The sequence below is a fragment of the Oceanobacillus locisalsi genome, assembly GCF_042675985.1.
Taxonomy (GTDB): Bacteria; Bacillota; Bacilli; order Bacillales; family Amphibacillaceae; genus Oceanobacillus; species Oceanobacillus locisalsi.
In genome coordinates this window covers 13,719-38,486 of the sequence record NZ_JBHTKK010000011.1, presented here as the reverse complement: position 1 = coordinate 38,486, position 24,768 = coordinate 13,719, and the positions used below count along the sequence as shown (strand labels likewise).

Below are 24,768 nucleotides of genomic sequence, written 5' to 3'. Positions count from 1 at the left end.
TACATTACGCGTTTTGTTCTGCAGTTTCTTCGTCTTCAATTCCTAATTCTTCTTTAATCCATTCATAACCGTCTGCTTCAAGGCGTTTAGCAAGCTCAGGTCCGCCTGATTTTACAATACGGCCTTGCATCATAACATGTACGAAGTCAGGAGTAATGTAGTTTAAGAGACGTTGATAGTGTGTAATAATCAAGCATCCAAAATTATCGGAACGCATTTGGTTGATTCCTTTAGAAACAACTTTCAATGCATCAATATCCAGTCCGGAATCAATTTCGTCAAGGATAGCGATATTTGGCTGTAATTGCATTAATTGCAGGATTTCATTACGTTTTTTCTCCCCGCCGGAGAAACCTTCGTTCAGGTAACGTGTTGCCATATTTTGATCAATATCAAGATAGTCTAAATCTTTATCCAATTTTTTGATGAATTGCATTAATGGAATTTCGTCGCCTTCTTCGCGTTTTGCATTGATTGCAGAGCGCAAGAAGTCAGAAGTTGTTACCCCGCTGATTTCACTTGGATACTGCATTGCTAAAAACAGACCGGCACGGGCGCGTTCATTTACTTCCATTTCTAAAACGTCTTCTCCATCAAGCGTAACGGATCCTTCTGTTATCTCATAATGAGGATGGCCCATAATGGCAGATGCCAATGTGGATTTACCGGTACCATTCGGTCCCATTACAGCATGGAATTCGCCACCTTTAAGCGTTAGGTCCACTCCTTTTAATATCTCCTTGTCTTCAATGGTTACATGAAGATTTTTGATTTCTAATACTGAGCCTGACATAAATCATACCTCCAAAACTATATTTTAAATCAAATGAATAAAATATCCATTCTCAATTTATTCTCATTATAATCTTAAATCATTTCAAATTAATTCGCAACTGTTATCATCCGTCATTTAAAAGCTTTACATAGTGCTTTTAAGGTTGATTTTCACCCGGTTAGCATTTAAAAAGCTGATGCCCGTCGACATCAGCTTCTGTTATTTTTATCTAAAGTTGCCAGAATTTGCTTCTGATGAAACCATCTTTGCATTCTGGTACTCTTGTTCTCTTTCTTTTTCCACTTTCAATTTCTTATTCAAGCTTCGATTATACTCTTCGTAATTCATGTTTCTGGATTGCCCCATACCTTTTTCCATTTCCGAAGTGTAGCTTAAATCATTTTCAGTGGTAATAATAAATCATCCTTTCCATTTGTTTAACACATTCTATATGCTAACACAGGTATGATTCCCGCTCAAAATCGATTTAAACGTATATTTTCGGATAATTCATGAAAAAGATCTGGTATAGGTAAAATAAAACCCGTATGCTTTAAATTCTTCCCGAATACTCTTTATTCCGCATTTGTTGGTGTCGGGACAACTGCGCCGTCATAGTTTTCCAGCATGAAATCCTGAAGTTCCTCTGACTGCAGCACTTCCACTAATCTGTTTAACGCCTCATTATCAACATCTTCCGAACGTACAGCAATTACATTCAAATACTCGGAATCTTCATCTTCCATAAATAAAGCATCTTCCAGCGGATTTAATCCTGCTTCAATCGCATAGTTTGTATTAATAACAACCAATGCATCTTCTTCACTTTCATAATTCTCCGGCAAGAACGCTGGGTCCACATCTGGATGGAAAGATAAATTTAATGGATTTTCCACGATATCATCTATTGTAGCTGATGACTTTTCAACGTCCTCATCTAACGTAATCAATCCATTATTTTCAAATAACGTTAAAATCCTTCCTTGATCTGTAATGGAATTACTCAACACAACTTCTGTTCCCTCTGGAATATCATCAATGCTTTCAACATTTTGGGAGTAAATGCCAATTGGCTCCACATGAACATTACCAATAGATTCAATTTCGTATCCGGTATCTTCTACTGCTTGGTCAAGATACGGCTGGTGTTGAAAGAAATTTGCGTCCAATGTGCCATTCTCTAAATCATCATTCGGTAAAATATAATCCTGATACGTATCAATGTTTAAAGTGATACCTTCCTCTTCCAGGATAGGCTGTGCCTCCTCAAGAATCTCCGCATGCGGAACACTGGAAGCCCCTACTGTAATTTCCGATTCAGAAGCATCATCATCGCCTCCGCATGCAGCTAATAGAAGGATAAGACCAGCCGCAATCAAAAACATTAACTTCTTCATTTTGTACGCCCCTTTTTCTTTTTTATTATGTGAATCAAGTCAAACTTGAATACCATCTTTATCCCATTTAACGTTTATCCAATTTCCTTGTAATAGCATCCCCAATAAATTGGAAAATGAATACAATCACGACAATAATCACTGTACATACAAATACAACGTCCCAGCTTCTGCGCTGGAATCCGAAATAAAAAGCATAGTTTCCTAAACCGCCGGCACCAATGGCTCCTGCCATAGCTGTATAGCCGATTAACGCAATTGCTGTAACTGTCAGTCCGGATACGAGTGCAGGTTTGGATTCGGGAAGCAGTACTTTAAAGATAATGGTGCTTGCTTTTGCGCCCATTGCTTTGGCAGCTTCCACCACTCCTTTATCCACTTCCTTCAAAGCAATTTCAACCAGCCTTGCATAGAACGGAGCACTGCCCAAAATTAACGCCGGCAAAGCAGCAGTCGGTCCGCGTATGGTCCCTACCAATAAATCAGTAAACGGGAACAATAGCAGGATTAAAATAATGAAAGGAATGGCTCTGAAAATATTAACAAATGCAGCTACGATGGCATTAACCGGCTTATTAGCCCAAAAATTCCCTTTTGATGTTAGAAACAATAATAATCCCAAAAGCAGTCCGAGCAAGGTTGTCCCAACCATTGCAACAGCAGTCATATATATTGTTTCCTGTGATGCTTCAATTAAATCTTCCGCTACCAAGTTCGGAAATAATTCCTCAAGCATGCTGAATTACCTCCACTTCTATAACATCTTGTTCTTTCAGATATTGCATCGCCTCATCTTGTTGGGGCCCTAGCAGTTGAACGATTAACGTTCCATAGCTTCCGCCCTGTGTTTGCGTGATCTTTCCTTGCAAGATGTTCACATGGATATCAAACTGCTTTACAAGTTGGCTGATGATGGTCTGATTCGCACTTTCCCCCAAAAATTGGATGCGTAATAAGATACCTTCCTGGAATTTTTCTTTCAACTCTGTTACGTCTTCCTCTTCTTCATTTGAACCAGTCAGCTGTTCCACAAAGTTTTGTGTAACCTGCTGTTGCGGCTTGGTAAATACGTCGATAACATTTCCTTCTTCGACCACTTTGCCATGTTCCATCACAGCAACCCGGTTACATATTTTACGAATAACATGCATTTCGTGTGTAATTAGAATAATCGTTAATCCTAATTTTTCATTGATATCTTGCAACAAGCGCAGGATTTGGTTCGTTGTTTCCGGATCCAATGCAGAAGTCGCCTCGTCACAAAGTAAGACTCTAGGAGAGTTCGCCAGCGCTCTGGCAATACCGACCCGTTGTTTCTGCCCGCCGCTTAACTGGGCAGGATAAGCGTCCTCTCTTCCTGCCAAACCGACTAATTCAATCAATTCCAATACACGTTTTTCACGTTCCTGTTTCTCCACTCCAGAAATTTCAAGCGGAAAGGCGATGTTTTCTGCAACGGTACGGGACCATAGCAGGTTAAAATGCTGGAAGACCATGCCAATATCCTGTCTGGCAATTCGTAAATCCGATTTGGATAAAGAGGTAATCACCTTATCGCCGATTTTCACGGTTCCTTCTGATGGTTCTTCCAGTCTGTTGATTAAGCGGACAAAAGTACTTTTCCCTGCACCGCTGTAACCGACCACGCCATAAATATCTCCATCTTCCACGTGAAGATTTAAATTATCTACGGCGACAACATCTTTATTGTTTAAAGAAAATACTTTCTTCAGCCCTTCAATGGATATCACTTTTTTCACTCCTATATGTAAACAATCCTGTTTATCATGTATTCTTGTTTGTTATTTATCGCAGTGTAACTGGCTATAAGACTCCCGCTTCAAGAAATGAATGAAAACTATATTTCTAAGCGGGAGTTCCAACAGCCAGTAACAGCCCGATTCGTTCAACTAACTTTCAGCAGGGGGTGAATCCCCAGTTGAAAAAAGTTTCACTTTATACAAATCAATGAAAAAACGCCTTTCTGCAAGAGAACAGAAAGACGCTTAAATATACGTTGTATCGTCTGTTGTTCTCTTATCTGTACAAATGCTCGCAGGAGTTGGCACCTTTCCAATGATTGAAGGTTGCCGCGGTTTCTACGGGCCAGTCCCTCCACCGCTCTTGATAAGAGTTTTCTTTTTTAGGATAGTGTTGCTATCGTAGCACGTCATTTGTATTTTTGTCAACTAAATCCGTAGTTGACCACTTGGAATTAAACCTATTTCTTTTTTTCACATGTTTAGTTATTTATCGCTTGGAACAATTCGGCTTTATACTTCATCAAATACTGATAAATATTTGCTGTTGAATGAAAAGTGTACACTTTCTCCACGATTTCCCCGTCTTCCATAAAAGCAAGACACGGTACGCTCTCAATTTGATGATCCTGCATAAATGCAGGATGCACCGAAGCATTCATCTCCGTAAAAATATCTTCCTGATGCAATCTTTCTACGTTTTCCAGCATGGAACGCGCAACACTACATGTCCCGCAAAATGGAGTATAAATATATAATATGAGCCGATGATGGTTCATGTTTGCTTCATTAAAATGTTTCAAGTTTATTCTCCTCGATCCTTCGTTTTCAGCAAATGCTATACGCTTTTAAAAAGGGCAGCTTTTTAAATAAAAAAGTAACCACCTTCTTCATATTCCATCTTTTTTCCGATGAATAAATTCGTTCCCATCTTAACGTGTATGCTACCATTTGGCAAGGCAATTGAGATCTATTCCAATTCGCTTTCCTGCCAGGATGCTGGCCAGCATTTTCTTGGGAGTGGCGGCAACTTCACGGAATTCGCTGCTTACATAAATATGTTCTGCATGCGGAAGTTCCCCCGCCAGCTGTTTTCGGAGTTTTATTCCGGATTCATCTTCGTCCACCAGAATAAATACTTCTGTATCATCTAAATGATAATATTCTAACAGTTCTTCAAACTTCTCTACGCCAATGGTTCCATTTGTACAAACAATGGTGATGGTATTATCGTCAAGAATTTTTTCAAGATGCTTTTTATCAGATAACCCTTCAACGATTATGACTTTATTGTAATCATCTTCCATCATCGTTTTGCACTCCTTATCGTAGCAAATAGGTTGAACATTCTCTACCATGCTTTTTATATAGTATATGAAAAGAAAAGAGCTAACTATACACGAATGTGGAAAGTCAGCTCTTTTTTCACCGTTTTTTAGAGCCTTTTTTGAAATACGCAGGAATCTGTCCTGTTATTTCCATCACTTCTAAAATAGGTGCAATATGATTATATTATCCTTCTGTAAATGCACGGTATGCTTCCGCATCTAATAATTCATCTAATTCGTTTTCGTTCCCAACTTCAACAACGACCATCCAGGCTTTTTCATGCGGCGATTCATTGACGAGCTCCGGGCTGTCTTCCAGTTCTTCATTAACTTCTACCACTTTTCCGCTTACTGGAGCATACAATTCAGACACCGTTTTAACAGACTCCACACTTCCAAATGGCTCATCCAGTTCTAAAGAATCGCCGACTTCCGGTAATTCAACAAAGACAATATCGCCAAGCTCATCTTGTGCAAATGCTGTAATCCCGATACGGACGTTACCATTTTCTTTTTTTACCCATTCGTGCTCTTTTGAATACAAGTAATCATTTGGCAAGCTCATTTCGTATCCCTCCAACCATTCTTCTTTTCCCTTCAACTATACATGGAAGCCGGCTTTATTTCTAGTGTATGTTCAAAAAGTCCGATAAATAGGACCAAGCAGTTCCAGGCGACTGGATTTTTCCGAACGGACTTCTCGCGTGTTGCGGTGACTTCTACGTTGCCCACAGGACGTGGGCGTTCTTAGTAGAAGTTCCTCTATGCTTTAAAATACGTGAGCATCGGAAAAAATCCAGTCAACGCAGAAATTCGCCGTGTCATTTTTATTGGACTTTTTAAACTTCTTCTAGCACTATTTCCAGAAAGATTCATAAGTCTCTTCATTAAACCCGACAGTCACTTTACTACCGTCAGTCAAGACTGGTCTTTTAATAAGCATGCCGTCAGAAGCTAAAATATCTGCCATTTCCTGAGGAGATAAATCATTTATTCTTTCTTTTAAATTCAATTCACGATATTTTTTACCGCTTGTGTTAAAGAACTTCTTAGGCGGCAAATCACTTTTCTCCATCCAAGATAACAGCTGGTTCGCACTTGGAGGGTCATCTACAATCGAAATGGCCTGATAATCGATTTGATTCTCATCCAGCCATTGTTTTGCTTTTCGGCAAGTACCGCATTTCGGGTACCAATAAAAAGATAATGTCATGGGTTCTCCTCCAATTCTATTGTTGATCCTCTTTTGTCGGTCCCATAACACCTGGCACCTCTAATCCAGCTTGTCTAAGCAGAACAGTCATTTGACCGCGATGGTGAATTTGATGGCTGACTAACATACGTAACACATTTCCTTTTGGTGCAGATCCGCCAAAGTCAACCAGATCATTCACCAGCGCCTCATCAGAAAGTACTTCTTTCGATTTCTCTACCAAACGGTTGGATATATCTTCATAAGCTTCCACAATATCACTTGCTTTGGTTGGAACATTGTCCGGATCGTAAGGGGATTCTAGATCCACGCCGACTAAGCTCATAAAGAAAACAGGTGTATTCACCAAATGCCAGCCGAGCCAGCCGAGGCTATTATGTCCCTCTACAATGGACTGATCCAGTTTATCATCTTCCAAAGCGTTTAATACCGCTTTTGTACTGTCCGCAGACTGTGTCCATTCGGTTAAAAAGTCATTTAAATTTCTATACATGCTTGTCCCTCCCTGAAATATTCATTTCTTTTTACTAGCGTATCACGAAACTTCCGCTTTAATCCAATATATTGAATTGATTTATTGCGTACAGGAAGACTGTCAGAAATGACAAAACAAAAAAGTCTTCGTACAATAATAATTGGGAAATAAGACATATAATTCATGGATGCAGAAGAGAAAGGAAATACATATCATGCTCAAGAAATCTATCCAAGCAAAATGTGCTGCAATTACGGAAAATAAAATATTTACCAATACCATTATCGGATTGATTATCTTCAATGCGATTATTGTAGGTGCAGAAACATACCCTGCAGTCTACAATAATTTTGCTTCTGCTGTCTATTGGATAGATGCGTTATTATTAATTATATTTACAATTGAAATCATTATTAGATTAATAGGGAGCCCCTCGCTTATTTCCTTTTTCAAGCGCCCGTGGAATGTGTTTGATTTCGTTATTGTATTGGGAAGCATCGTATTTATCGGCTCCAGTTACATCACAGTATTACGTATCTTAAGAGTCCTTCGTGTATTAAGGGCTATTTCGATCATCCCGTCTTTAAGGAAGATAGTGAATGCATTACTGCTGACCATTCCTTCCATGGGGACGATCATGATTCTATTAGGGCTATTCTTCTATGTCTATGCAGTTATTGGAACGACACTTTTTGCTTCCATTTCACCAGAATACTTCGGCTCTTTACATCGCACCATGCTTACGCTGTTTCAGATAATTACATTAGATTCATGGGCGAGCAATGTGATGTATCCTATTTTAGAACAAGACCCCTCCTATTGGTGGTATTTTGTAACCTTTATTCTAATCGGAGCGTTTGTTATCGTGAATTTATTTGTCGGGGTTATTGTCAATAATGTAGAAGAAGCCAACCGGGAAGAGGAACCGTCTCCAACTGACCGGAAACTGGAAGAAATGGATAAAGAATTGAAAGAAATCAAAGCATTATTAAACGAAAGATCAGAGAAATAACGTAAGCTGTATTCTATAAAAAACAAAATTACGATTCCCAGAGCAGTCAAAAAGAGGCCGCCTAAGCCTCTTTTTGACCATCTATCTTTTATCACACGATATATTTTTCTTCTTCGATAACTTTCACAGCCATTTCCCGTTTCTTTTTAACCACATTAATCGATGTATGCCTGGTTAACTTACGCAAGGAGGACAACATCACGCGCAGATTATCTCCTTCTTCTACAGTAATCAATATTTCTTTTGCAGCTGCTTCCATTCGGTTGAATGCTTCCTGCGCGTAGACTTCTGTATATAATAATTTCTGCTGTGCCTTTTCCAGTCCGTCCTTGGCAATAGCTTTTTCTGTCCGGAGAATGGCTGATTCCATGTTAAATACTTCCGCTGTCATATCCGCTAACTTCACAAGAATTTCTTGTTCCGCTTCTACTTTTTTACCATATTTTTGTGCTGCTAAGCCTGCCCCCAGCAAAATTAACTTTTTCGCATTCTTTAATAAATGCTTTTCTTGATCTAATGCTTCCGTTCCTATTTCCTCTGGCATCATCATCATTAACTCTTCTTGCAGCCCTTGTGCCTTTTCCAATAGTGGCAATTCGCCCTTCATTGCTTTTTTCAATAATGTTCCCGGCACTAATAGGCGGTTAATTTCATTGGTTCCTTCAAAAATGCGATTAATTCGCGAATCGCGATAAATCCGTTCAACTTCATATTCTTGCATAAAACCATAGCCGCCATGCAGCTGTACAGCCTCATCTACTGCATAATCCAGTAATTCGGAAACACTAAATTTCGACATCGAACATTCTATTTGATACTCTGCAATTGCTCTGGCCACTTCACGTCCATCTTCCAATTGTTCATCCGTTAAGGCGCCCATTCGCTGTTCAAATAACCCTACGATACGATAGACCGCACTTTCATTGGCATAAAGTTTGGCAGCAATCGTTGCTAACTTTTCCTGCGTGAGCGAGAAGCTGGAAATCGGTGTTTGAAACTGTTTGCGCTCATTTGCATATTTTGCAGCTAATTCCAAGGTGCGCTTAGAAGCTCCGATACCTCCGACAGCCAGTTTATAACGGCCGACATTTAAAATGTTAAAAGCAATGATATGCCCCCGTCCTTTTTCTCCAAGCAGATTTTCCACCGGTACTTCCGCATCTTCTAAGACCAAGGTTCTGGTAGAGGAGCTTTTGATTCCCATTTTCTTTTCTTCCGGGCCAGTAGATACACCAGGATATTCTCTTTCTACAATGAAGGCACTGAAATGCTCGCCATCAATTTTAGCGTAAACAATGAAGACATCCGCGAATGCGGAGTTGGTAATCCATTGCTTTTCGCCATTTAAAATATAATGGGTGCCGGCGTCGTTTAATTTGGCAGTGGCTTTTGCGCCGAGTGCATCAGAACCGGAGCTTGGCTCTGTCAGTGCATAAGCGGCAATCAGTTCACCTGTTGCTAATTTAGGCAGATATTTTTCCTTTTGCGCATCATTTCCAAAGAAAACAATCGGCAGCGATCCGATTCCGACATGCGCACCATGTGTGATCGAGAATCCGCCTGCAGGGGACAGTTTCTCTGCAATTAAAGAGGAACTGATCTTATCTAATGCCAGACCGCCATATGCTTCTGGTATATCCGCTCCTAATAAACCTAAATCGCCAGCTTTTTTCAGCAGCTCCACGGAATGCTCAAATTCTTGATTTTCCAGCTTATCAATTTTCGGAATAACTTCTCCCGCGACAAAGTTTTCTGTGGTTTTTGCAATCATTTTATGCTCATCTGTAAAATCTTCTGGTGTAATGATGTCTTCTGGCGCAATATCCTCTACTAAAAATCCGCCGCCTTTCAATAACTTCTCTTTTGTTTCACTCATCGTCATTACCCCTTTTCCATTAGATTATAGTGCGTGTTCAAAAAATCCGATAAATAAGACCAAGCCGCAGAAGTTCGCCATGTCATTTTATTGGATCTTTTTAACTTCTTGTTATAGAAGTTCAAATACACCAGCAGCTCCCATACCGCCGCCAATACACATCGTTACAATGCCAAACTGTTCATTTCTCCGCTTCATCTCATGCATTAAACTGACCGTCAGTTTGGTTCCGGTACAACCAAGCGGGTGTCCTAATGCAATCGCGCCGCCATTCACATTCACTTTATCTGCATCCAAATCCAATGCCTGAATCACCCGGAGTGCCTGCGATGCAAAAGCTTCATTCAATTCAATTAACCCGATATCCGCTAAGTCGAGTCCTGCCATTTTCACGGCTTTCGGAATCGCTTCTACCGGACCGACACCCATAATTTCCGGTGCTACACCAGCTACGGCGAAGGAACGGAATTTTAAAATCGGTGTGAGCCCTTCCGCTTCTGCTTTCTCTTTTTCCATCAATAAAACAGAAGCTGCTCCATCACTCATTTGGGAAGCATTCCCGGCCGTAACACTTCCTTTTACATGGAAGGCCGGTCGCAAGGACCTGAGTGTTTCTATATTCGTACCTGCCCGGACTCCCTCATCCATGTCAAAAGTAAAAGCACGCTCTTCTATTTTATAGTTCTCCCCTACAAATCGCTCCTTGACTTCTACCGGAACGATTTCATCTTTAAACAAACCATTCTCTATAGCCTTTGCAGCACGCGCATGACTTTGCACTGCGAAAGCATCCTGATCCGTTCTTGAAATATCAAAACGATTGGCAACTTCTTCGGCCGTATGTCCCATGTTCATATAGTACTCCGGAGCATTTTCAACCAAATTCGGATTAGGTTTAATCACATGCCCGCCCATCGGAATCATTGTCATGGATTCGGCACCGCCGGCAATAATCGTATCTGCAGCACCGAGCATAATCCGTTCAGCGCCGTAAGCAATCGTTTGTAATCCCGAAGCACAGTAACGATTGATGGTAATACCCGGAACATCATGGCTTAATCCGGCCAGGCCTGCAATATTCCGCGCCATGTTCATCCCTTGTTCTGCTTCCGGCATGGCACAGCCAATAATCACATCATCTATCTGTCCCTGATAACCGCCGGCCCTATTTAATGTTTCCTTGATTGTCAGCGCTGCCAAGTCATCCGGTCTGGCATTCCGTAATGATCCTTTATTTGCTTTTCCTACTGGTGTTCTTGTACCAGCTACAATCACTGCTTCTTTCACGGAAGTATCCTCCTTTAAATGCGTGTTCCTTTTGACATATCTTTTTGAAAGATTAATTGCGCAACGGCTTTCCTTTCACAAGCATATGCTGCATTCTTTGCTGTGTCAGCGGTTCTGCAATCAGGCTTAAGAACGCCTCTCTTTCCAAATCAAGCATAACCTGTTCATCAATCTCTGCCCCTTCTTCAATTCTTCCACCAGATAAGACGTAGGCTAATTTTTTAGCAATTTTCAAATCATGTTCGGAAGCATAACCGCCATAATATAATGATTTGGCGCCCATAACCATCGCTGCATAGCCGGGTTCTCCGACAACAGGAATTTTTTCCCTGGCAGGTTTTTCATAGCCTGCATCAGATAAGGCTAATACACGCTTTTTCGCATCATAAAGCACATGATCCGGATTCCTGCTGATACGATCGTTTTTATTCAGATAACCGTTTTCCATTGCTTCTCTGGCAGAGGTCGAAACTGTTGCCATAGCTACTTTTTCAAATACATCATTGGCCACTTTGGATAAATTAACATTTACTCCCTCAGGAAGATGGCGTAATTCTTTTAAATAAAGCTCTTTTGTGCCTCCTCCCCCGGGAATCAGACCGACGCCAAATTCAACCAGACCCATATACGTTTCCGGAGAAGCCTGAATCGCAGCAGCCGGCAAGGACACTTCCGCACCGCCGCCTACTGTCATATTAAATGGCGCAACAACCACCGGTTTATCAGCATATTTAATATGCATCGTCATATTTTGAAACTGGCGGACTACCAGATCTAATTCAAAAATATTATCATCCTGTGCTTCCATCAGCATCATGGCCAGGTTAGCACCGACACAAAAATTCTTTCCCTGATTACCAATCACAAGCCCTTTGTAATTGGTATTCACTTCCTCTATAGATTCATTGATCATCTGGATAATATCCAGCCCGATTGCATTGCTTTTGGAATGAAATTCTAATAAAGCAACACCGTCCCCTATATCTATCAAACTGGCACCCGTATTTTTCTTAATAACTCCCTTTTGCTCCTTGATCGCTGCCAGAGAGATTTCTTTCGGATTGACTTCTTTTAGCTGGTAGGCATTTGCATGGAAAAAGTACGTATTTCCCTCTTGCTGTTGATAAAAGGATTTCTTTCCTTCCTCCAGTATATCCAGTACCCAGCTCGGCACAGATTCCCCTTCTGCTTGCATACGCTCCACGGAATGTCGTACCCCGATCGCGTCCCACGTTTCAAATGGGCCTAATTCCCAGCCGAACCCCCATTTCATCGCGTCATCAATAGATACAATATCATCGGCTATTTCTCCAACTAAATCAGCAGCATATAGCAGCACAGGCTTCATTATCGACCAGATAAATGCAGAAGCTTTGTCTTCTCCCGAATGTACAAGCGCTTTCATTTGTCTGCTTAATCCTTTTTCCTGTTTAGCAGATTCAGTCGCAGCCGTTTTTAATTTTTTTCTTTCCTGATATTCAAGTGTATTGGGATTTATTTCTACAATGCTTTTATCCTTCTTCTTTTCGTAAAACCCTTTCCCGCTCTTCGCACCAACCCAGCCTTTTTCCACCATCTGTTTGATAAAATCCGGTACTGTAAACACTTCTTTCTCTTTTGGATCAAATACATGATGGTAAACATTGTCCGCTACGTGATAGAATGTATCAATTCCCACGACATCAAGCGTGCGGAATGTTGCACTTTTAGGTCTGCCGATAAGCGGTCCGGTAATCGAATCTACTTCTCCGACGCTAAGTCCTTGTTTCTCCATTTCCTGTACCGTAACCAGAAGGCCATAAGTCCCTATTCTGTTGGCTATAAAATTTGGTGTGTCCTTCGCTTCGACTACACCTTTCCCCAACACGTTCTCGCCAAACGTTTTCATAAAGGAAAGTACTTCCGGTTTTGTTTTTTCTGTCGGAATAACTTCTAATAATTTCAGATAGCGCGGCGGATTAAAGAAGTGTGTCCCTAAAAAATGCGCCTGCATATCTTCTGATGTATCTGCAATCATAGCCTCCACTGAAATACCGGATGTATTGGAACTGACAAGGCTTCCCTCCCTGCGATGGGAATCCACCTTTTGAAAGAGTTCTTTTTTCGCTCCCAGATGTTCCACGATGACCTCAACAATCCAATCCGCTTCGGATAACAGTGCTATATCATCCTCTAAATTAGCAGTACGAATCAGCTCTAAACTTTTCTTAGACGTAATCGGTGACGGCGTTTGTTTCAGCAGCTTCTTTTTACTTTCGCTGACAATCCGATTCCTGACCTGTTTGTCTTCTAGCGTCAGCCCCGCTTTTTCTTCCTTGTCTGTTAAAGCATCCGGCACTCGGTCAAACATTGTTACCGATATACCCGCATTTGCCAAATGTGCGGCAATACCTGAACCCATTACTCCCGAACCTATTACAGCTACTTGTTTAATGGCATATGTCATGTCACAATCCTCCAGCCTTTCTTGAATGAATACTCATTCATTTTTAAGCCAAAAAATAAAGATATTGGCAATTTGCATATCTCATATTACTTATACTATAACGGATTATTTATTATTCCGCAATATATTTAGCGACATTTTTGTAAAGGGTTTCAAAAAAGAGGTATTCCTTACAGTCACGTCTTAAGAAGGACTGGTAGAACAACCATCCTTCCATATAGCTGTTATGGTTGGAAGGTAAAGTGTAAGGCGACCGCTGCGGCGGTTATACTAACCTGACAACATTGGTAACCGCAGTCCCAGGACGTCGGAAAGCGAAGGGCTTGGCCGGAGCGGTTGCTATACACCACATCTTATTACAAAAATAGAAGGATTATTAAACTTAACATGATAATAAAGAGCATATTCACCCTGAAACATCATGGTTTATATGCTTATTATAAGATGCGAAAATTGAACTTTTCATACGTCATTCTTTATAGCAATCTCAAATATCGTAATCATTCCTATTTACAAAAACGCATCCTTGCGATAAGATAGATAACGTACTCGAGGAAGTATGTTCGATTGCAATTTAATATGAATGGAGGAGTACGATGACAACACCTGTAGTGTCCATGTCTGAGATTAACTTCCATTATGAATCTCGTAAAGTGTTAGATAATATAAATTTTGAAATTCCCAAAGGTGCTTTTATGGGATTGGTCGGTCCAAATGGCGGCGGTAAAACCACATTAATCCGGCTGATTCTTGGCCTTGAAAAACCAGAAACGGGTGAAATAATGGTTTTTGGACAACCTATTCAAAAGCTGAAAAACAGAGAAAAAATCGGTTTTGTTTCTCAAAAAGCCGGGGCTTTTAATAAAGGTTTTCCTGCAACGGTTTATGAAGTAGTTGCTTCCGGCCTCACTGCCCAGCTTGGCTATTTGAAATTTTTAAGGAAGAAAGATAAACAAAAAATTCATGATGCCATTGCCCAGGTCGGCATGACAGAATATACGAAGCAAAATATCGGAAACTTATCCGGCGGTCAGCAGCAGCGAATTTTTATAGCACGCGCGCTTGTCAATGATCCTGAATTAATTATTCTGGACGAACCGACTGTCGGAATTGACTATGAAAATGTAAAGATATTTTACGAACTGCTTCATAAATTGAATACAGAATTCAAAAAAACATTATTACTGGTAACACATGATACAGGCACAATGACTGAGTATGCGACTGATATCGTTTGTTTAAATAAAAGCTTGCATTTTCACGGCAATCCAGCTGAATATGCATCTCTTACAGAAGCAGATTTTTCTCAAATTTACGGTCATCCAGTCAGCCTAGTTACGCATTAATTCATCGTTGGAGGAAAGACAATGCTTTTGGACTTTATAACGTACCCTTTTTTAAGATATACTTTTTTAACAGGTATCTTAATAGGAATAATCGCACCACTACTTGGCACTTTTATCGTTGTGAGGCGTCAATCACTAATTGCTGATGCACTCTCACACGTTACGTTAGCCGGGATATCATTCGGTTTGATGGCCGAAAAAAAATATGGATGGGTCGTCTCCCCCATATACAGCGGTATGGTTTTCTCTGTACTAGGCTCTATTTTTATTGAAAAACTGCGTACTGTCTATAAAGCCTATCAGGAAATTTCGATACCTATTATTCTTTCTGCCGGTGTCGGTTTGAGTGTCATTTTCATTTCTGTTGCAGATGGGTTTAACACGGACTTGTTCAACTATTTATTTGGATCTGTCTCTGCCGTCACAGCCAATGATTTTTATGTTATTTCCGGCGTTGCAGTTTTTGTTCTCTGTGTTATCTGGCTCTTCTTTAAAGAATTATTTACGATGTCCTTTGATGAAGAACAAGCTACCATTGCCGGATTGCATGTCAAATGGATCAATATGCTGTTTATCGTTTTGACTGCGCTTGTCATCGCAGCTTCTATCCGGATTGTCGGGGTATTACTGGTTTCTGCACTGATGACTTTACCAGTTGCAGCAAGTATGCGCTTGGCGAAAGGTTTTAAACAAATGATTTTTCTTTCCATTCTTTTTGGCGAGATTGCGGTTGTATTCGGGATTATCTCGGGTTATTATTTAGATATCCCGCCAGGAGGAACCATTGTTATGACATCGCTCGTTCTTCTGTTCATCGCGATTGGATTGAAAAAGCTACGAAAATAAACGGAGGTTTTTATATGAATCTTCAAGAAGCAATTGCTGTATTAAAAGAAAAAGGATATAAAACAACTGGAAAACGGAAAGACATCCTGGAATTCTTTTCTTCCGAAGATGGATACCGTTCTGCCAAAGATTTGATTGCCCATCTCGAAAAAAAAGACGGTGCAGTCAGTTTCGATACCATTTATCGTAACCTGCACTTGTATAATGATTTAGGGATATTAGAAAAAACAGACCTGGAAGGGGAAAAAAACTTCCGGCTAAGCTGCAGCCATCATCATCATCACCATTTTATCTGCACTGACTGCGGCAAGACAAAAGAAATTGAAGTCTGCCCCATGGACACGGCTTCTTCTGAACTTAAAGATTATGAAATAGATGATCATAAATTCGAGATTTATGGTAAATGCCCTGCCTGTGTTCATGCTTAAGAAATAATTTTTGAGAAAAACGATGGTTTCGCTAAAAAATGAGCGGCTCCGTCGTTTTTCTTATCTTTTAACAAACTTTTTTCGACATTCCTATTTCTTTATCCCCAAAAGTTTTGTATACTACTTTTAGAACAATTATATTAGGAGCAGAGTAGTATGCGTAAAAGTAGTAAATTTCGATTATTGTTATTATTCATCGCAGGAGTCGTATTTATTGCGTTTGTTTTGATTATGCAACGACAATTTAACAATCCGGATTTTGATTTTCAAAATGAAACAGCAGACGTCAGCACGACAGAAAGCGATGAAGAAACAGAGGAGACAGATACGGACATAGATACGACAGATACTTCTGAATCGGAGGAAGATGCGGGAGATGAAGCGGAGGCCTCTGAAGAAGAGACAGAGAGTGACGACGAAGAGGATCATCAGGTGACAGCGGAGCAATTAAATATCCGCAGCAGCCCCAGTGCAGACAGTGAGGTTGTAGCCACACTGACTACAGATGATGTTGTTCAAGTTATCGGGGAACAAGATGAGTATGAATGGATTGAGGTCGCTTTTGACGACGTCACCGGTTACGTAAATGCCGGTTACTTGGAACCCGTTGACTAATAAGACAGATACCTACCTATGATGCAAGAAATAGCAGATATCATTTATATTTTATACCTTCACAGAAAAACCGAACTGTTTTCCCTGCTCATATTTGATGAAAGGGGGGAAAACAGTTCGGTTTTTGAAGATTTTTTCATAAGGGAACGAACATTTTTCCGTTTAATCCAGCACCGTGTCTAGTACCTTACTTTCTTCATGATCCAGCATATTCTTTAAGATGACCTCTTCCACTTCTTTGTTCATTTCCGTTTCCAAGGTTTTGGAAGCAGGTGATTCACCGACTATAAAAATCCGCTTCCACTCCCGATCTTTTGCCTGCTTATCCAGCTTTGGCGCAACACTTTTATACCAGCGATACTGGTTCGCTTTATAACGGGCATTAAACAATTCTTTTTGTAAATTGCCAGAACCAAGCCCTGTTGTGGACCTTGGTTGACGGGGACCTTGTTTTATTTTCCAGGTGTCTTCTTCTACATCTAATTCATATTCTGCTGTATCTCTTACTTGATTTAAATTCGTATCAATTAATTTTACCTGGTTTTGTTGTACAAGGATAATACCTGTCTTCGGATATTTTTCGGATAGCGTTTTCAATTGCGCCAGCTCAGGTATCTCTTCCCATTGAAATTCATTTTCCACCTTCATCTGGACACGTTCAGCAAACCATACTTCCCCATCGGCAGAAGCAATAATAATAACCCCGCGTCTGAGATTTCTCCCTATTTCAGCCATATAATCTTTAACATACTTCTTTACTTTTTGGAAATTTTTTAATTCTTCTTGATCATCAGCTTCTCTTAAGTAATGCTCAAAATTATTTAATCCGTTTTTCAAGTGAATTTTCCACTCTCCACTTTGCTGTTCCGGATCACTTAAATCCGTATTCAAATACATTGTAAATATCTTATTGGCTCCGGTTCCTCTTACATTCTTCAAATCTTTGACAACATTTTGCAGATCTTCCATGGTAAGCCTCCTCCAAATAGATATATATTTCATATGTAACCGAAATCAAAGAAGATTAAACTTTCTCAGCGCTAAATCACTGCCACAGGTGTTTTTTACATAAAAAAGGAAAGAGGTATCCATCCGCTTCCCTTTTTTTATTGCTATTTATTCTTGTTCAGCTTGTTCTTCCGATGCACTTTTCGTGATTTTTACCCTTTTTATTTGATAGCCATCTTTTTCTGCAAGCGTAAATGTATATCCTTCAAATTCCATCACGGTTCCTACATCAGCTTCCAGATTATGCGTGAAGAACCAGCCTCCGATAGTATCTACCTCATCATCTTCCAAATGGATATCTAATTTTTGGTTAATATCGTCCAAGCTGACCCGACCAGCTACCAGATAAGTTGTGTCATCGACCGTTTCAAAATCAGGTACTTCATCTTCGTCAAACTCATCCCGGATATCCCCGACAATTTCCTCCAAGATATCCTCAACAGTAACCAGCCCTGCCGTACCGCCATATTCATCATTCACAATAGCCATGTGAATACGGTCTTTTTGCATCCTCAAAAGAAGTTGACGGATAGGTGTTGCTTCGGATATATGGATAATAGGCCGGATATAATCTTCAATGGTCGAAGGTTCATCATTATTTAATTTCCCAGTAAACACTTCTTTTAAATTCACCAGTCCGACAATATTATCCTTATCTTCATCGGCAACAGGATAACGCGTAAACTGCCCTTCACGAATAATCTCCATATTTTCCTCAAAACTATCCTCCAGAGAAAAGTAGATCATATCCGTTCTCGGCGTCATAATTTCTCTCGCTACCCGTTCATCAAAATCAAAGATATTATTTACATACATCATTTCAGATTGATTGATTTCACCGCTTTTATAGCTGTCAGCTAAAATTAAACGCAACTCCTCTTCCGTGTGCGTTTCTTCATGTCCGCTCATGGATTTTAAACCGATTGCTTTCGTTAACAACCTTGCAGCCCCGTTTAAAAACCAAATAAACGGAAACATAAGCCTATAAAACCACGTTAAAGGCATTGCTACCACTAACGTGACCTTTTCAGCTTTTTGAATGGCTAATGTTTTAGGAGCAAGTTCTCCAATAACAACATGCAAGAATGTAGCAATAAGAATGGAAATAATGATGGAAAGCGTCGTCACAAATCCCGCTCCCAAATTCACTGTTTCCAAAATGGGATGCAGCATCCTTTCAAAAGTCGGCTCTGCTAAACGCCCGATACCAAGTGCGGTAATGGTAATCCCCAGTTGGCAGGCAGATAGATACTCATCCAGATGCGTAACAATATTTTTTGCCATGCCAGCCGATTTTTTTCCGGCTGCGACATGCGGCTCCAGCTGTGTGCTTCGGATTTTCACGATAGCAAACTCTGACATAACAAAAAAAGCGGTTAAAGCGATTAAAGCAGCAACCGCAAGTAAATTAATTGTAATCGATATGTCCAATTAAGATCCTTGCGCAAATTCGCACAAGGATTTCACCTCCTGAAATTATAAAAATGAAATCATATGATAAGCTTTTTCCACACGCAGATGATCCAAATGAGCAGGATCAATGGATATCGCTGCAGTATGATTAAATTGAAAATGCCATATTACCTTCCCATCAAATCACCCTCTCTCTTACTCTACATTATAATGGATAAAGGTATAATATGTCTACTTGACTTTGAAAATGGCGCGGGAAATAACAACAAATAAACAAGCCGCTGTTTCTATAACAGCAAGCTTGTTTATTCATTAGTATCATTAATTTTTTATCTTGTCTTTTTCTTCCTTTTTCAATATTTTTATAAAAGAAATCATCAGAATTATAATAATAATCACAAACGGCAACGCGGATGTAAGAGAGGCTGTCTGTAATGCTTCTAATCCTCCGGCAACTAATAATACAACAGCAATAGCAGTAATCAAACCGCCCCATATAAACTTTGTAATCAACGCCGGGTTCAGACTCCCCTTGGACGTCATGCTCCCTAAAATATATGTTGCAGAGTCTGCTGAGGTCACAAGAAATGTGAAAATCAGAACAATTGCCATAAGTGAAGTAATGGTGCTTAACGGCAAAGTACCGAATGTCTCGAATAATGCTACAGCTAAATCATGATCCACCGCTTCCGCAATCATTGTTCCGTTTCTTAAATCACTATATAAGCCAGTTCCCCCAAAAACTGCAATCCATACACAAGCAATAGCAGGTGATGCTACAAGTACGCCAAAAATATACTGACGTATGGTGCGCCCTCGGGATACACGAGCTACAAATGCACCAACAAATGGTGACCACGATATTGCCCACGCCCAGTAGAAAATAGTCCAGTCCACCACCCAATCATCTCCTGTATACGGAGTTAAGCGCAAACTATATTCTACAAAGTTAGTTAAGTAATCTCCTAAACCTAAAACAAATGATTCTAAGATAAACACAGTCGGTCCTGTTATGAATACAAACACGAGCAGGATTAGACAAAAAGATAAATTAATCGAACTTAGCCATTTCATCCCGCGATTTAAACCACTGACAGAAGAGAGCAGATAAACAAGCAGCATCGCTAACGCTATGGAAATTTGCATCCAGACACCGTCAGGCAAACCAAAGACAGAGGATAAACCACCGCTCATTTGCATAATTCCCAATCCTAGTGAAGTAGCTACTCCCATAACAGTAGCAATGACCGCAAGTGAGTTAATAGAATTCATTGTTACTGGGTTTTTCCCGACAACAGGTTTAACAGCTGTCGAAATTAAACCATCTTTTCCCTTTCGAAATTGCAAATAGGCAATAACAAGTCCAACTAGTGCAAAAACAGCCCATTGACTGATGCCCCAGTTAAAGAAAGCATATCCCATAGCTACTCTTGCAGCTTCTTCTGTTTGCGGTTCCAAATCTGGAAAAGGAGTATCAAAAAAGTGACTCATTGGTTCAGCTACTCCCCAAAACACAAGACCAGATCCGAAACCTGTAGAAAACAGCATACCAATCCAAGGGAAAAAACCAAATTCAGGTTTGGTGTTTTTACTGCCTAACTTTAGCTTTCCATACCGGCTAATGCATATCCCGATTAAAAATATAACAAATGCAAAGACAGCTATAAGATATAGCCATCCGAAACTATGTGTTGTAAAACGAAATAACGTTGTTGCTACACTTTGAAATCCGGTTGGATTAACAGCACCGATAATAACCAACGCCAAAACAACCGAGGCTGATATAAAGAATACCGGATTTAAAAAACTTTTATTCTTTTTTTTCATGCATCCATCCTTTCTATGTTTATTTGCTGCAAAAATGGGATATATATTACTATTCCCATTACCCGTAATAGTAAACTAGGTTATTTGCGAAAAAAGGAAAACTTGTAAGAGTATGTTGTTTTTCGGGAAGATAAACGCTAATATATAATTTGAAATTAATATTTTCCTTCCTGACACTCGCTACGGAAAAACACTACGCTTTCCATGGGCTTGTCCTCAGCCTCCTCGAAAAAGAAGACCGCTTTTTCTGCGGGGTCTTCACACTACGCTTTCCCATAGGAGTCTCCGTGTTTTTCCTTCGCTAGTTATGGTGCTTAATTCTAAAATAAGTGGCTTCATTTTTTAGCACAAAAGACAGGTTTATTAATTCAATTTATATAGCTACATACTTTTTCCAATAAAAAAAGCCCTCACAAGAAGGACTTCTTCATGTAAGGACTTTGGATAACAGAGTTATTATTGTACACGACGTACTGTTCCGCTGAATTGATCAGACCAGTAACCGCTGCTCATATCTGCAACAGCAACACCAGTACTGCTTTGGGAACCAATAAATTGCCCGCCGCCAAGATAAATACCAACATGGCCGTTTGTACCATTTGTGTTAAAGAAGACTAAATCTCCTGCTTGCATATCACTCTCAGAAACAGAAGTTCCGACGTTCACTAATGCACCAGTGTAAGATGGAATAGAATAGCCTGCCTGTGCAAATGCCCATGATACAAATCCAGAGCAGTCAAATCCGGTGCTAGGGCTTTTTCCTCCCCAAACATAGTTGTTTTGATAGGTTTGACCTTTCGCAGCACTGATTACTCCGCTGATTCCAGAACCTGAAGTCGACTTGGAATCTCCTGAGCTATTATCACCTTGCGTATTGGAGTTATCCCCGCTATTAGAACTATCTGAACCACTGGAGCTGCCGCCGCTAGAGCTGCCAGAACCGCTGGATCCGCTGGAACTATTGGAACTGCTTGAACCACTGGAGCTATTAGAGTTGCTGGATTCATTAGAACTGCTTGAACTATTGGAGCTAGATCCATTGGAATTACTGCTGGAATCACTAGAACTGCTAGATCCGCTGGAATTACTAGAATTACTTGTGTTACTAGAATTGCTTGAACTGCTAGAGTTGCTTGCGCTGCTGGATTCACTATTGGAACTAGACGCATTGCTGTCAGAGCTTGATTCTTCCTCAGCAGAAGCATCACTGTCATTATTATCGTTATCATTATCATTGCTTTCGGTAGTTGAAGATGTATCTTCCTGCGCTTCATTTGAAGCTGTTTCTTCTTGTTCTGGTTCTTCTGCTGCTTCTTCAGAGTCGTTTCCAGTTTCTTCTTCTACTTCAGCTTCCTCTTCAGCTTCTTCATCACTGCTATCTTCTTCGGAACCGACGCTGGCACTTGCTACCAATGTTTCCGGTGCCGGAGCAGTTGCTACTTCCAGACGATCAGCTACATTATCTTCAATAGCAGCTAAACGGGAATCTTCAATTTCTAAATTATCAATTAGCGCTGTTAATTCATTTTCTTTATCTTTTAAAGAAGCTTCTTTATCTTCTGCAGCATCTTTTTGATCCGTAATTGTATTATTGATACCTGTTAAATCTGTTTTTAATTGGTTTAATTCATCCAGTTTTGACTCAACAGATTCTTGTTTTTCAGCTACTTCATTTTTATCTTCTTCCTGCTGCTCCAATAGAGCTAAATCAGAATCAGAAATTTTGTTCACTGCAGAGACACGGCTGACAAAGTCACTAAAATCCTGTGCTCCAAATACTACCTCAAGATAGCTGATATCTCCGCCATTTTGCTGCAGAGCTACTGCACGTTCTTTTAAAATATCGGTGCGTTTGTCAATCGCTTCCTCTAATTCTTCAATTTCTGCTTTCAATTCATCAACTTCATTTTCCCGCGTTGAAATGCCTTCTTCGGTTTCATCCAATTTTTCCTCGTTTTTATCAAGCGCCTCATTCAAATCGTCCATTTCGTTTTGTAAATCTTGTAATTCTACAAAAACATCTGCTACTTCATTTTCTGCATCTGATAGATTCGATTGTACAGAATCACGGTCATCCTGTACTTGAGATTGTCTCGTTTCCAAGTCTTCTACTGTTTCTGCTTTCACCGGCCCCGCAAAAAAAACACTGCTCAAGCCTACCACGGAAGCCGCAGTTAATGTCATTACTGTCTTTTTCAACTTGTATTCCCCGCTTTCGAAATTTTACACCGCAAATATATTATCTATGTATTTAGCTGGCACCGTAAATTTGCGATTGTTTATTTATATTATTTTTCTTACTTCTTCTAAATCATTTCTTCTTCTAATTTGTAACTTTGTAAAGCTTAACATAAGAAAATGTCATGCATATTATAGAAATGTTACATTTATATTTCATTAACGACGGAAATCGTTAAAGTTCGTCATATAAAAAAGCTCATTCCTGTCATATCAACGTTTTTGATTCTAGTATTTTTGTAGTGCCATCCCAAGACAAATTTACCAAATATTATTTTTGTTATTTCATTCTCTTCACAAAGATATGATACAATACAAATTATATATAATAGAAGAAAAATAGAAGGATTATTATAAAAAGTAGGGATGGACGTGAAGGTTCAAACGATTATTGGAAATAGAATTATCAAAACAGGGATTGCTGTATTTTTCACAGCACTTATTTGTAAATGGCTGGATTTTCCGCCGACATTTGCTGTCATTACTGCCATTGTTACGATTGAACCAACTGTGACAGATTCAATCAAGAAAGGGCTTGTCCGCTTTCCAGCTTCGGCAATTGGGGCAGCTTATGCGGTCTTATTTCTCGCGATATTTGGTCATTCACCGCTTACTTATATGCTTGCTGCTATATTAACCATTTTCACCTGTTTCCGGCTGCATCTTCACGCCGGATTACTGGTTGCAACGTTGACAGCTATCGCAATGATTGAAATTGTGGAAAACAGTTATCTTATCAGCTTTCTTATCCGGCTGGCAACAACCACAATCGGGCTGTCTGTATCTACACTGGTTAATATGTTTGTTTTCCCGCCCAATTATCATCATTCCTTGTATCAAAAAATTACGTCTATCCGTAAACAGTTGAGTAATCATATGAAACGCTGTTACTACGAATTAATTTTCGCAAAAACACCGCTGGATCATGGGGTAAATGAAAAGGTGGGAAATGTCTACAAAGAACTCGAACGTGCGACACTGCTCTCGCTCTATCAGAAGAAGGATTTAAAATACCATCATATTTTGGAAAAACACGAAGATGAATTAATCGAATTCAGACAACAGATTCATCACCTCCGTATGATCCAGTATCACGTAACCAATATTGCAGAACAGCCTGCAGTAAAAATAAATTGGGAAGTAGAGAAGCAAAAACAGGTATTTGATACAGTATGCTACTTTGCAAATGTGCTGGCAAATAAAATCGAATTTAGAAAAAATGAATGGGAAGACAGACGGGAACAGTTACACCAGTTATTTCAGGAAACGTTACAAACCACACAGATGAATGAAGGGGAAAAATTACCGATAGAACTCGTTGCAGTGTATGAATTAACTTCTATTGTTGAAATTGTAGAGGACCATTATACATGGGAATGGAACCAAAAAGAGAAAAACGCCCGTTTGAAAAAACATAAAACGCGTTCCGGTCTTTAGAAGCTGGCTGCAACACCCGTTTACCGGCTGTGCAGCCAGCC

22 protein-coding genes and 1 riboswitch are annotated in these 24,768 nt (G+C 39.9%); of the genes, 6 read left to right on the top strand and 16 right to left on the bottom strand.

Features of this window, described 5'->3' with window-relative positions; all coding sequences use genetic code 11:
- Positions 1-4: 4 nt before the first annotated feature.
- The 9 genes from sufC to ACFQ19_RS10300 form a co-directional block, all read right to left on the bottom strand.
- Complete coding sequence (sufC, locus tag ACFQ19_RS10340; protein ID WP_379592002.1) at positions 5-793, bottom strand: Fe-S cluster assembly ATPase SufC; 789 nt, start codon at positions 791-793, stop codon at positions 5-7.
- Between the two features lie 557 nt (positions 794-1,350).
- Complete coding sequence (locus tag ACFQ19_RS10335; RefSeq protein ID WP_379592001.1) at positions 1,351-2,172, bottom strand: MetQ/NlpA family ABC transporter substrate-binding protein; 822 nt, start codon at positions 2,170-2,172, stop codon at positions 1,351-1,353.
- A 67-nt stretch (positions 2,173-2,239) separates the two neighbouring features.
- A complete protein-coding gene (locus ACFQ19_RS10330; protein WP_379592000.1) occupies positions 2,240-2,908 on the bottom strand; it encodes a methionine ABC transporter permease in 669 nt (222 codons plus the stop codon).
- Positions 2,901-3,923: a methionine ABC transporter ATP-binding protein gene (locus tag ACFQ19_RS10325; protein ID WP_379591999.1), complete on the bottom strand. Its 1,023-nt coding sequence runs from the start codon at positions 3,921-3,923 to the stop codon at positions 2,901-2,903. Before ACFQ19_RS10325 ends, ACFQ19_RS10330 begins: the two co-directional genes overlap by 8 nt.
- A 283-nt stretch (positions 3,924-4,206) precedes the next feature.
- Positions 4,207-4,306, bottom strand: a riboswitch (SAM riboswitch).
- A 108-nt stretch (positions 4,307-4,414) separates the two neighbouring features.
- On the bottom strand, positions 4,415-4,735 hold the full coding sequence (locus ACFQ19_RS10320) for a thioredoxin family protein (protein ID WP_379591998.1): 321 nt from the start codon (positions 4,733-4,735) through the stop codon (positions 4,415-4,417).
- 141 nt (positions 4,736-4,876) lie between these two features.
- A complete protein-coding gene (locus tag ACFQ19_RS10315; protein WP_379591997.1) occupies positions 4,877-5,242 on the bottom strand; it encodes a toprim domain-containing protein in 366 nt (121 codons plus the stop codon).
- 202 nt (positions 5,243-5,444) lie between these two features.
- On the bottom strand, positions 5,445-5,825 hold the full coding sequence (gcvH, locus tag ACFQ19_RS10310; RefSeq protein WP_379591996.1) for a glycine cleavage system protein GcvH: 381 nt from the start codon (positions 5,823-5,825) through the stop codon (positions 5,445-5,447).
- 291 nt (positions 5,826-6,116) lie between these two features.
- Positions 6,117-6,473 carry an arsenate reductase family protein gene (locus ACFQ19_RS10305; protein ID WP_379591995.1) on the bottom strand — a complete coding sequence of 119 codons (357 nt, stop codon included), beginning with the start codon at positions 6,471-6,473 and terminating at the stop codon, positions 6,117-6,119.
- Between the two features lie 16 nt (positions 6,474-6,489).
- A complete protein-coding gene (locus ACFQ19_RS10300) occupies positions 6,490-6,966 on the bottom strand; it encodes a DinB family protein (RefSeq protein ID WP_379591994.1) in 477 nt (158 codons plus the stop codon).
- 196 nt (positions 6,967-7,162) lie between these two features.
- Between ACFQ19_RS10300 and ACFQ19_RS10295 the strand changes: the two genes are divergently transcribed.
- Positions 7,163-7,960, top strand: coding sequence for an ion transporter (locus ACFQ19_RS10295; protein WP_379591993.1), 798 nt, complete (start codon positions 7,163-7,165; stop codon positions 7,958-7,960).
- A gap of 91 nt (positions 7,961-8,051) precedes the next feature.
- Here the strand turns inward: ACFQ19_RS10295 and ACFQ19_RS10290 are convergent, their stop codons facing one another.
- The 3 genes from ACFQ19_RS10290 to ACFQ19_RS10280 all read right to left on the bottom strand — a co-directional run bounded on the left by ACFQ19_RS10290 (position 8,052) and on the right by ACFQ19_RS10280 (position 13,569).
- On the bottom strand, positions 8,052-9,836 hold the full coding sequence (locus ACFQ19_RS10290; RefSeq protein ID WP_379591992.1) for an acyl-CoA dehydrogenase family protein: 1,785 nt from the start codon (positions 9,834-9,836) through the stop codon (positions 8,052-8,054).
- A gap of 111 nt (positions 9,837-9,947) precedes the next feature.
- Positions 9,948-11,123, bottom strand: a complete 1,176-nt coding sequence (locus tag ACFQ19_RS10285; protein WP_379591991.1) for an acetyl-CoA C-acetyltransferase — start codon at positions 11,121-11,123, stop codon at positions 9,948-9,950.
- Between the two features lie 52 nt (positions 11,124-11,175).
- Positions 11,176-13,569 carry a 3-hydroxyacyl-CoA dehydrogenase/enoyl-CoA hydratase family protein gene (locus ACFQ19_RS10280; RefSeq protein ID WP_379591990.1) on the bottom strand — a complete coding sequence of 798 codons (2,394 nt, stop codon included), beginning with the start codon at positions 13,567-13,569 and terminating at the stop codon, positions 11,176-11,178.
- A 596-nt stretch (positions 13,570-14,165) separates the two neighbouring features.
- On the opposite strand from ACFQ19_RS10280, the gene ACFQ19_RS10275 reads away from it, so the two are divergent.
- From ACFQ19_RS10275 to ACFQ19_RS10260, 4 genes are all read left to right on the top strand, one after another.
- The gene (locus tag ACFQ19_RS10275) at positions 14,166-14,915 is read left to right on the top strand and encodes a metal ABC transporter ATP-binding protein (RefSeq protein ID WP_379591989.1); all 750 of its coding nucleotides are present in this window, start codon (positions 14,166-14,168) and stop codon (positions 14,913-14,915) included.
- 21 nt (positions 14,916-14,936) lie between these two features.
- Entirely contained in the window at positions 14,937-15,761 is an 825-nt protein-coding gene (locus ACFQ19_RS10270) for a metal ABC transporter permease (RefSeq protein ID WP_379591988.1), read from the top strand.
- Between the two features lie 14 nt (positions 15,762-15,775).
- Complete coding sequence (locus ACFQ19_RS10265) at positions 15,776-16,189, top strand: Fur family transcriptional regulator (RefSeq protein WP_379591987.1); 414 nt, start codon at positions 15,776-15,778, stop codon at positions 16,187-16,189.
- Between the two features lie 156 nt (positions 16,190-16,345).
- Positions 16,346-16,804, top strand: coding sequence for an SH3 domain-containing protein (locus ACFQ19_RS10260; RefSeq protein ID WP_379591986.1), 459 nt, complete (start codon positions 16,346-16,348; stop codon positions 16,802-16,804).
- Positions 16,805-16,966: 162 nt separating this feature from the next.
- Here ACFQ19_RS10260 and ACFQ19_RS10255 read toward each other — a convergent pair whose 3' ends face one another.
- The 4 genes from ACFQ19_RS10255 to ACFQ19_RS10240 all read right to left on the bottom strand — a co-directional run bounded on the left by ACFQ19_RS10255 (position 16,967) and on the right by ACFQ19_RS10240 (position 23,251).
- Entirely contained in the window at positions 16,967-17,773 is an 807-nt protein-coding gene (locus ACFQ19_RS10255; protein ID WP_379591985.1) for a VLRF1 family aeRF1-type release factor, read from the bottom strand.
- A gap of 147 nt (positions 17,774-17,920) precedes the next feature.
- Positions 17,921-19,243, bottom strand: coding sequence for a hemolysin family protein (locus tag ACFQ19_RS10250; RefSeq protein ID WP_379591984.1), 1,323 nt, complete (start codon positions 19,241-19,243; stop codon positions 17,921-17,923).
- A gap of 303 nt (positions 19,244-19,546) precedes the next feature.
- The gene (locus ACFQ19_RS10245; protein WP_379591983.1) at positions 19,547-21,052 is read right to left on the bottom strand and encodes a BCCT family transporter; all 1,506 of its coding nucleotides are present in this window, start codon (positions 21,050-21,052) and stop codon (positions 19,547-19,549) included.
- 456 nt (positions 21,053-21,508) lie between these two features.
- A complete protein-coding gene (locus tag ACFQ19_RS10240) occupies positions 21,509-23,251 on the bottom strand; it encodes a C40 family peptidase (RefSeq protein ID WP_379591982.1) in 1,743 nt (580 codons plus the stop codon).
- Between the two features lie 411 nt (positions 23,252-23,662).
- Here ACFQ19_RS10240 and ACFQ19_RS10235 point away from each other — a divergent pair, with 411 nt between their 5' ends.
- Positions 23,663-24,727, top strand: coding sequence for an aromatic acid exporter family protein (locus ACFQ19_RS10235; RefSeq protein WP_379591981.1), 1,065 nt, complete (start codon positions 23,663-23,665; stop codon positions 24,725-24,727).
- The last annotated feature ends 41 nt before the right edge of the window (positions 24,728-24,768 follow it).

Excerpts from the sequence above, each read along its gene's own strand:
- sufC (WP_379592002.1), bottom strand. The coding sequence starts at position 793 with ATGTCAGGCTCAGTATTAGAAATCAAAAATCTTCATGTAACCATTGAA.
- ACFQ19_RS10335 (WP_379592001.1), bottom strand. The coding sequence starts at position 2,172 with ATGAAGAAGTTAATGTTTTTGATTGCGGCTGGTCTTATCCTTCTATTA.
- ACFQ19_RS10330 (WP_379592000.1), bottom strand. The coding sequence starts at position 2,908 with ATGCTTGAGGAATTATTTCCGAACTTGGTAGCGGAAGATTTAATTGAA.
- ACFQ19_RS10315 (WP_379591997.1), bottom strand. The coding sequence starts at position 5,242 with ATGATGGAAGATGATTACAATAAAGTCATAATCGTTGAAGGGTTATCT.
- gcvH (WP_379591996.1), bottom strand. The coding sequence starts at position 5,825 with ATGAGCTTGCCAAATGATTACTTGTATTCAAAAGAGCACGAATGGGTA.
- ACFQ19_RS10305 (WP_379591995.1), bottom strand. The coding sequence starts at position 6,473 with ATGACATTATCTTTTTATTGGTACCCGAAATGCGGTACTTGCCGAAAA.
- ACFQ19_RS10300 (WP_379591994.1), bottom strand. The coding sequence starts at position 6,966 with ATGTATAGAAATTTAAATGACTTTTTAACCGAATGGACACAGTCTGCG.
- ACFQ19_RS10295 (WP_379591993.1), top strand. The coding sequence starts at position 7,163 with ATGCTCAAGAAATCTATCCAAGCAAAATGTGCTGCAATTACGGAAAAT.
- ACFQ19_RS10290 (WP_379591992.1), bottom strand. The coding sequence starts at position 9,836 with ATGAGTGAAACAAAAGAGAAGTTATTGAAAGGCGGCGGATTTTTAGTA.
- ACFQ19_RS10280 (WP_379591990.1), bottom strand. The coding sequence starts at position 13,569 with ATGACATATGCCATTAAACAAGTAGCTGTAATAGGTTCGGGAGTAATG.
- ACFQ19_RS10275 (WP_379591989.1), top strand. The coding sequence starts at position 14,166 with ATGACAACACCTGTAGTGTCCATGTCTGAGATTAACTTCCATTATGAA.
- ACFQ19_RS10270 (WP_379591988.1), top strand. The coding sequence starts at position 14,937 with ATGCTTTTGGACTTTATAACGTACCCTTTTTTAAGATATACTTTTTTA.
- ACFQ19_RS10265 (WP_379591987.1), top strand. The coding sequence starts at position 15,776 with ATGAATCTTCAAGAAGCAATTGCTGTATTAAAAGAAAAAGGATATAAA.
- ACFQ19_RS10260 (WP_379591986.1), top strand. The coding sequence starts at position 16,346 with ATGCGTAAAAGTAGTAAATTTCGATTATTGTTATTATTCATCGCAGGA.
- ACFQ19_RS10255 (WP_379591985.1), bottom strand. The coding sequence starts at position 17,773 with ATGGAAGATCTGCAAAATGTTGTCAAAGATTTGAAGAATGTAAGAGGA.
- ACFQ19_RS10245 (WP_379591983.1), bottom strand. The coding sequence starts at position 21,052 with ATGAAAAAAAAGAATAAAAGTTTTTTAAATCCGGTATTCTTTATATCA.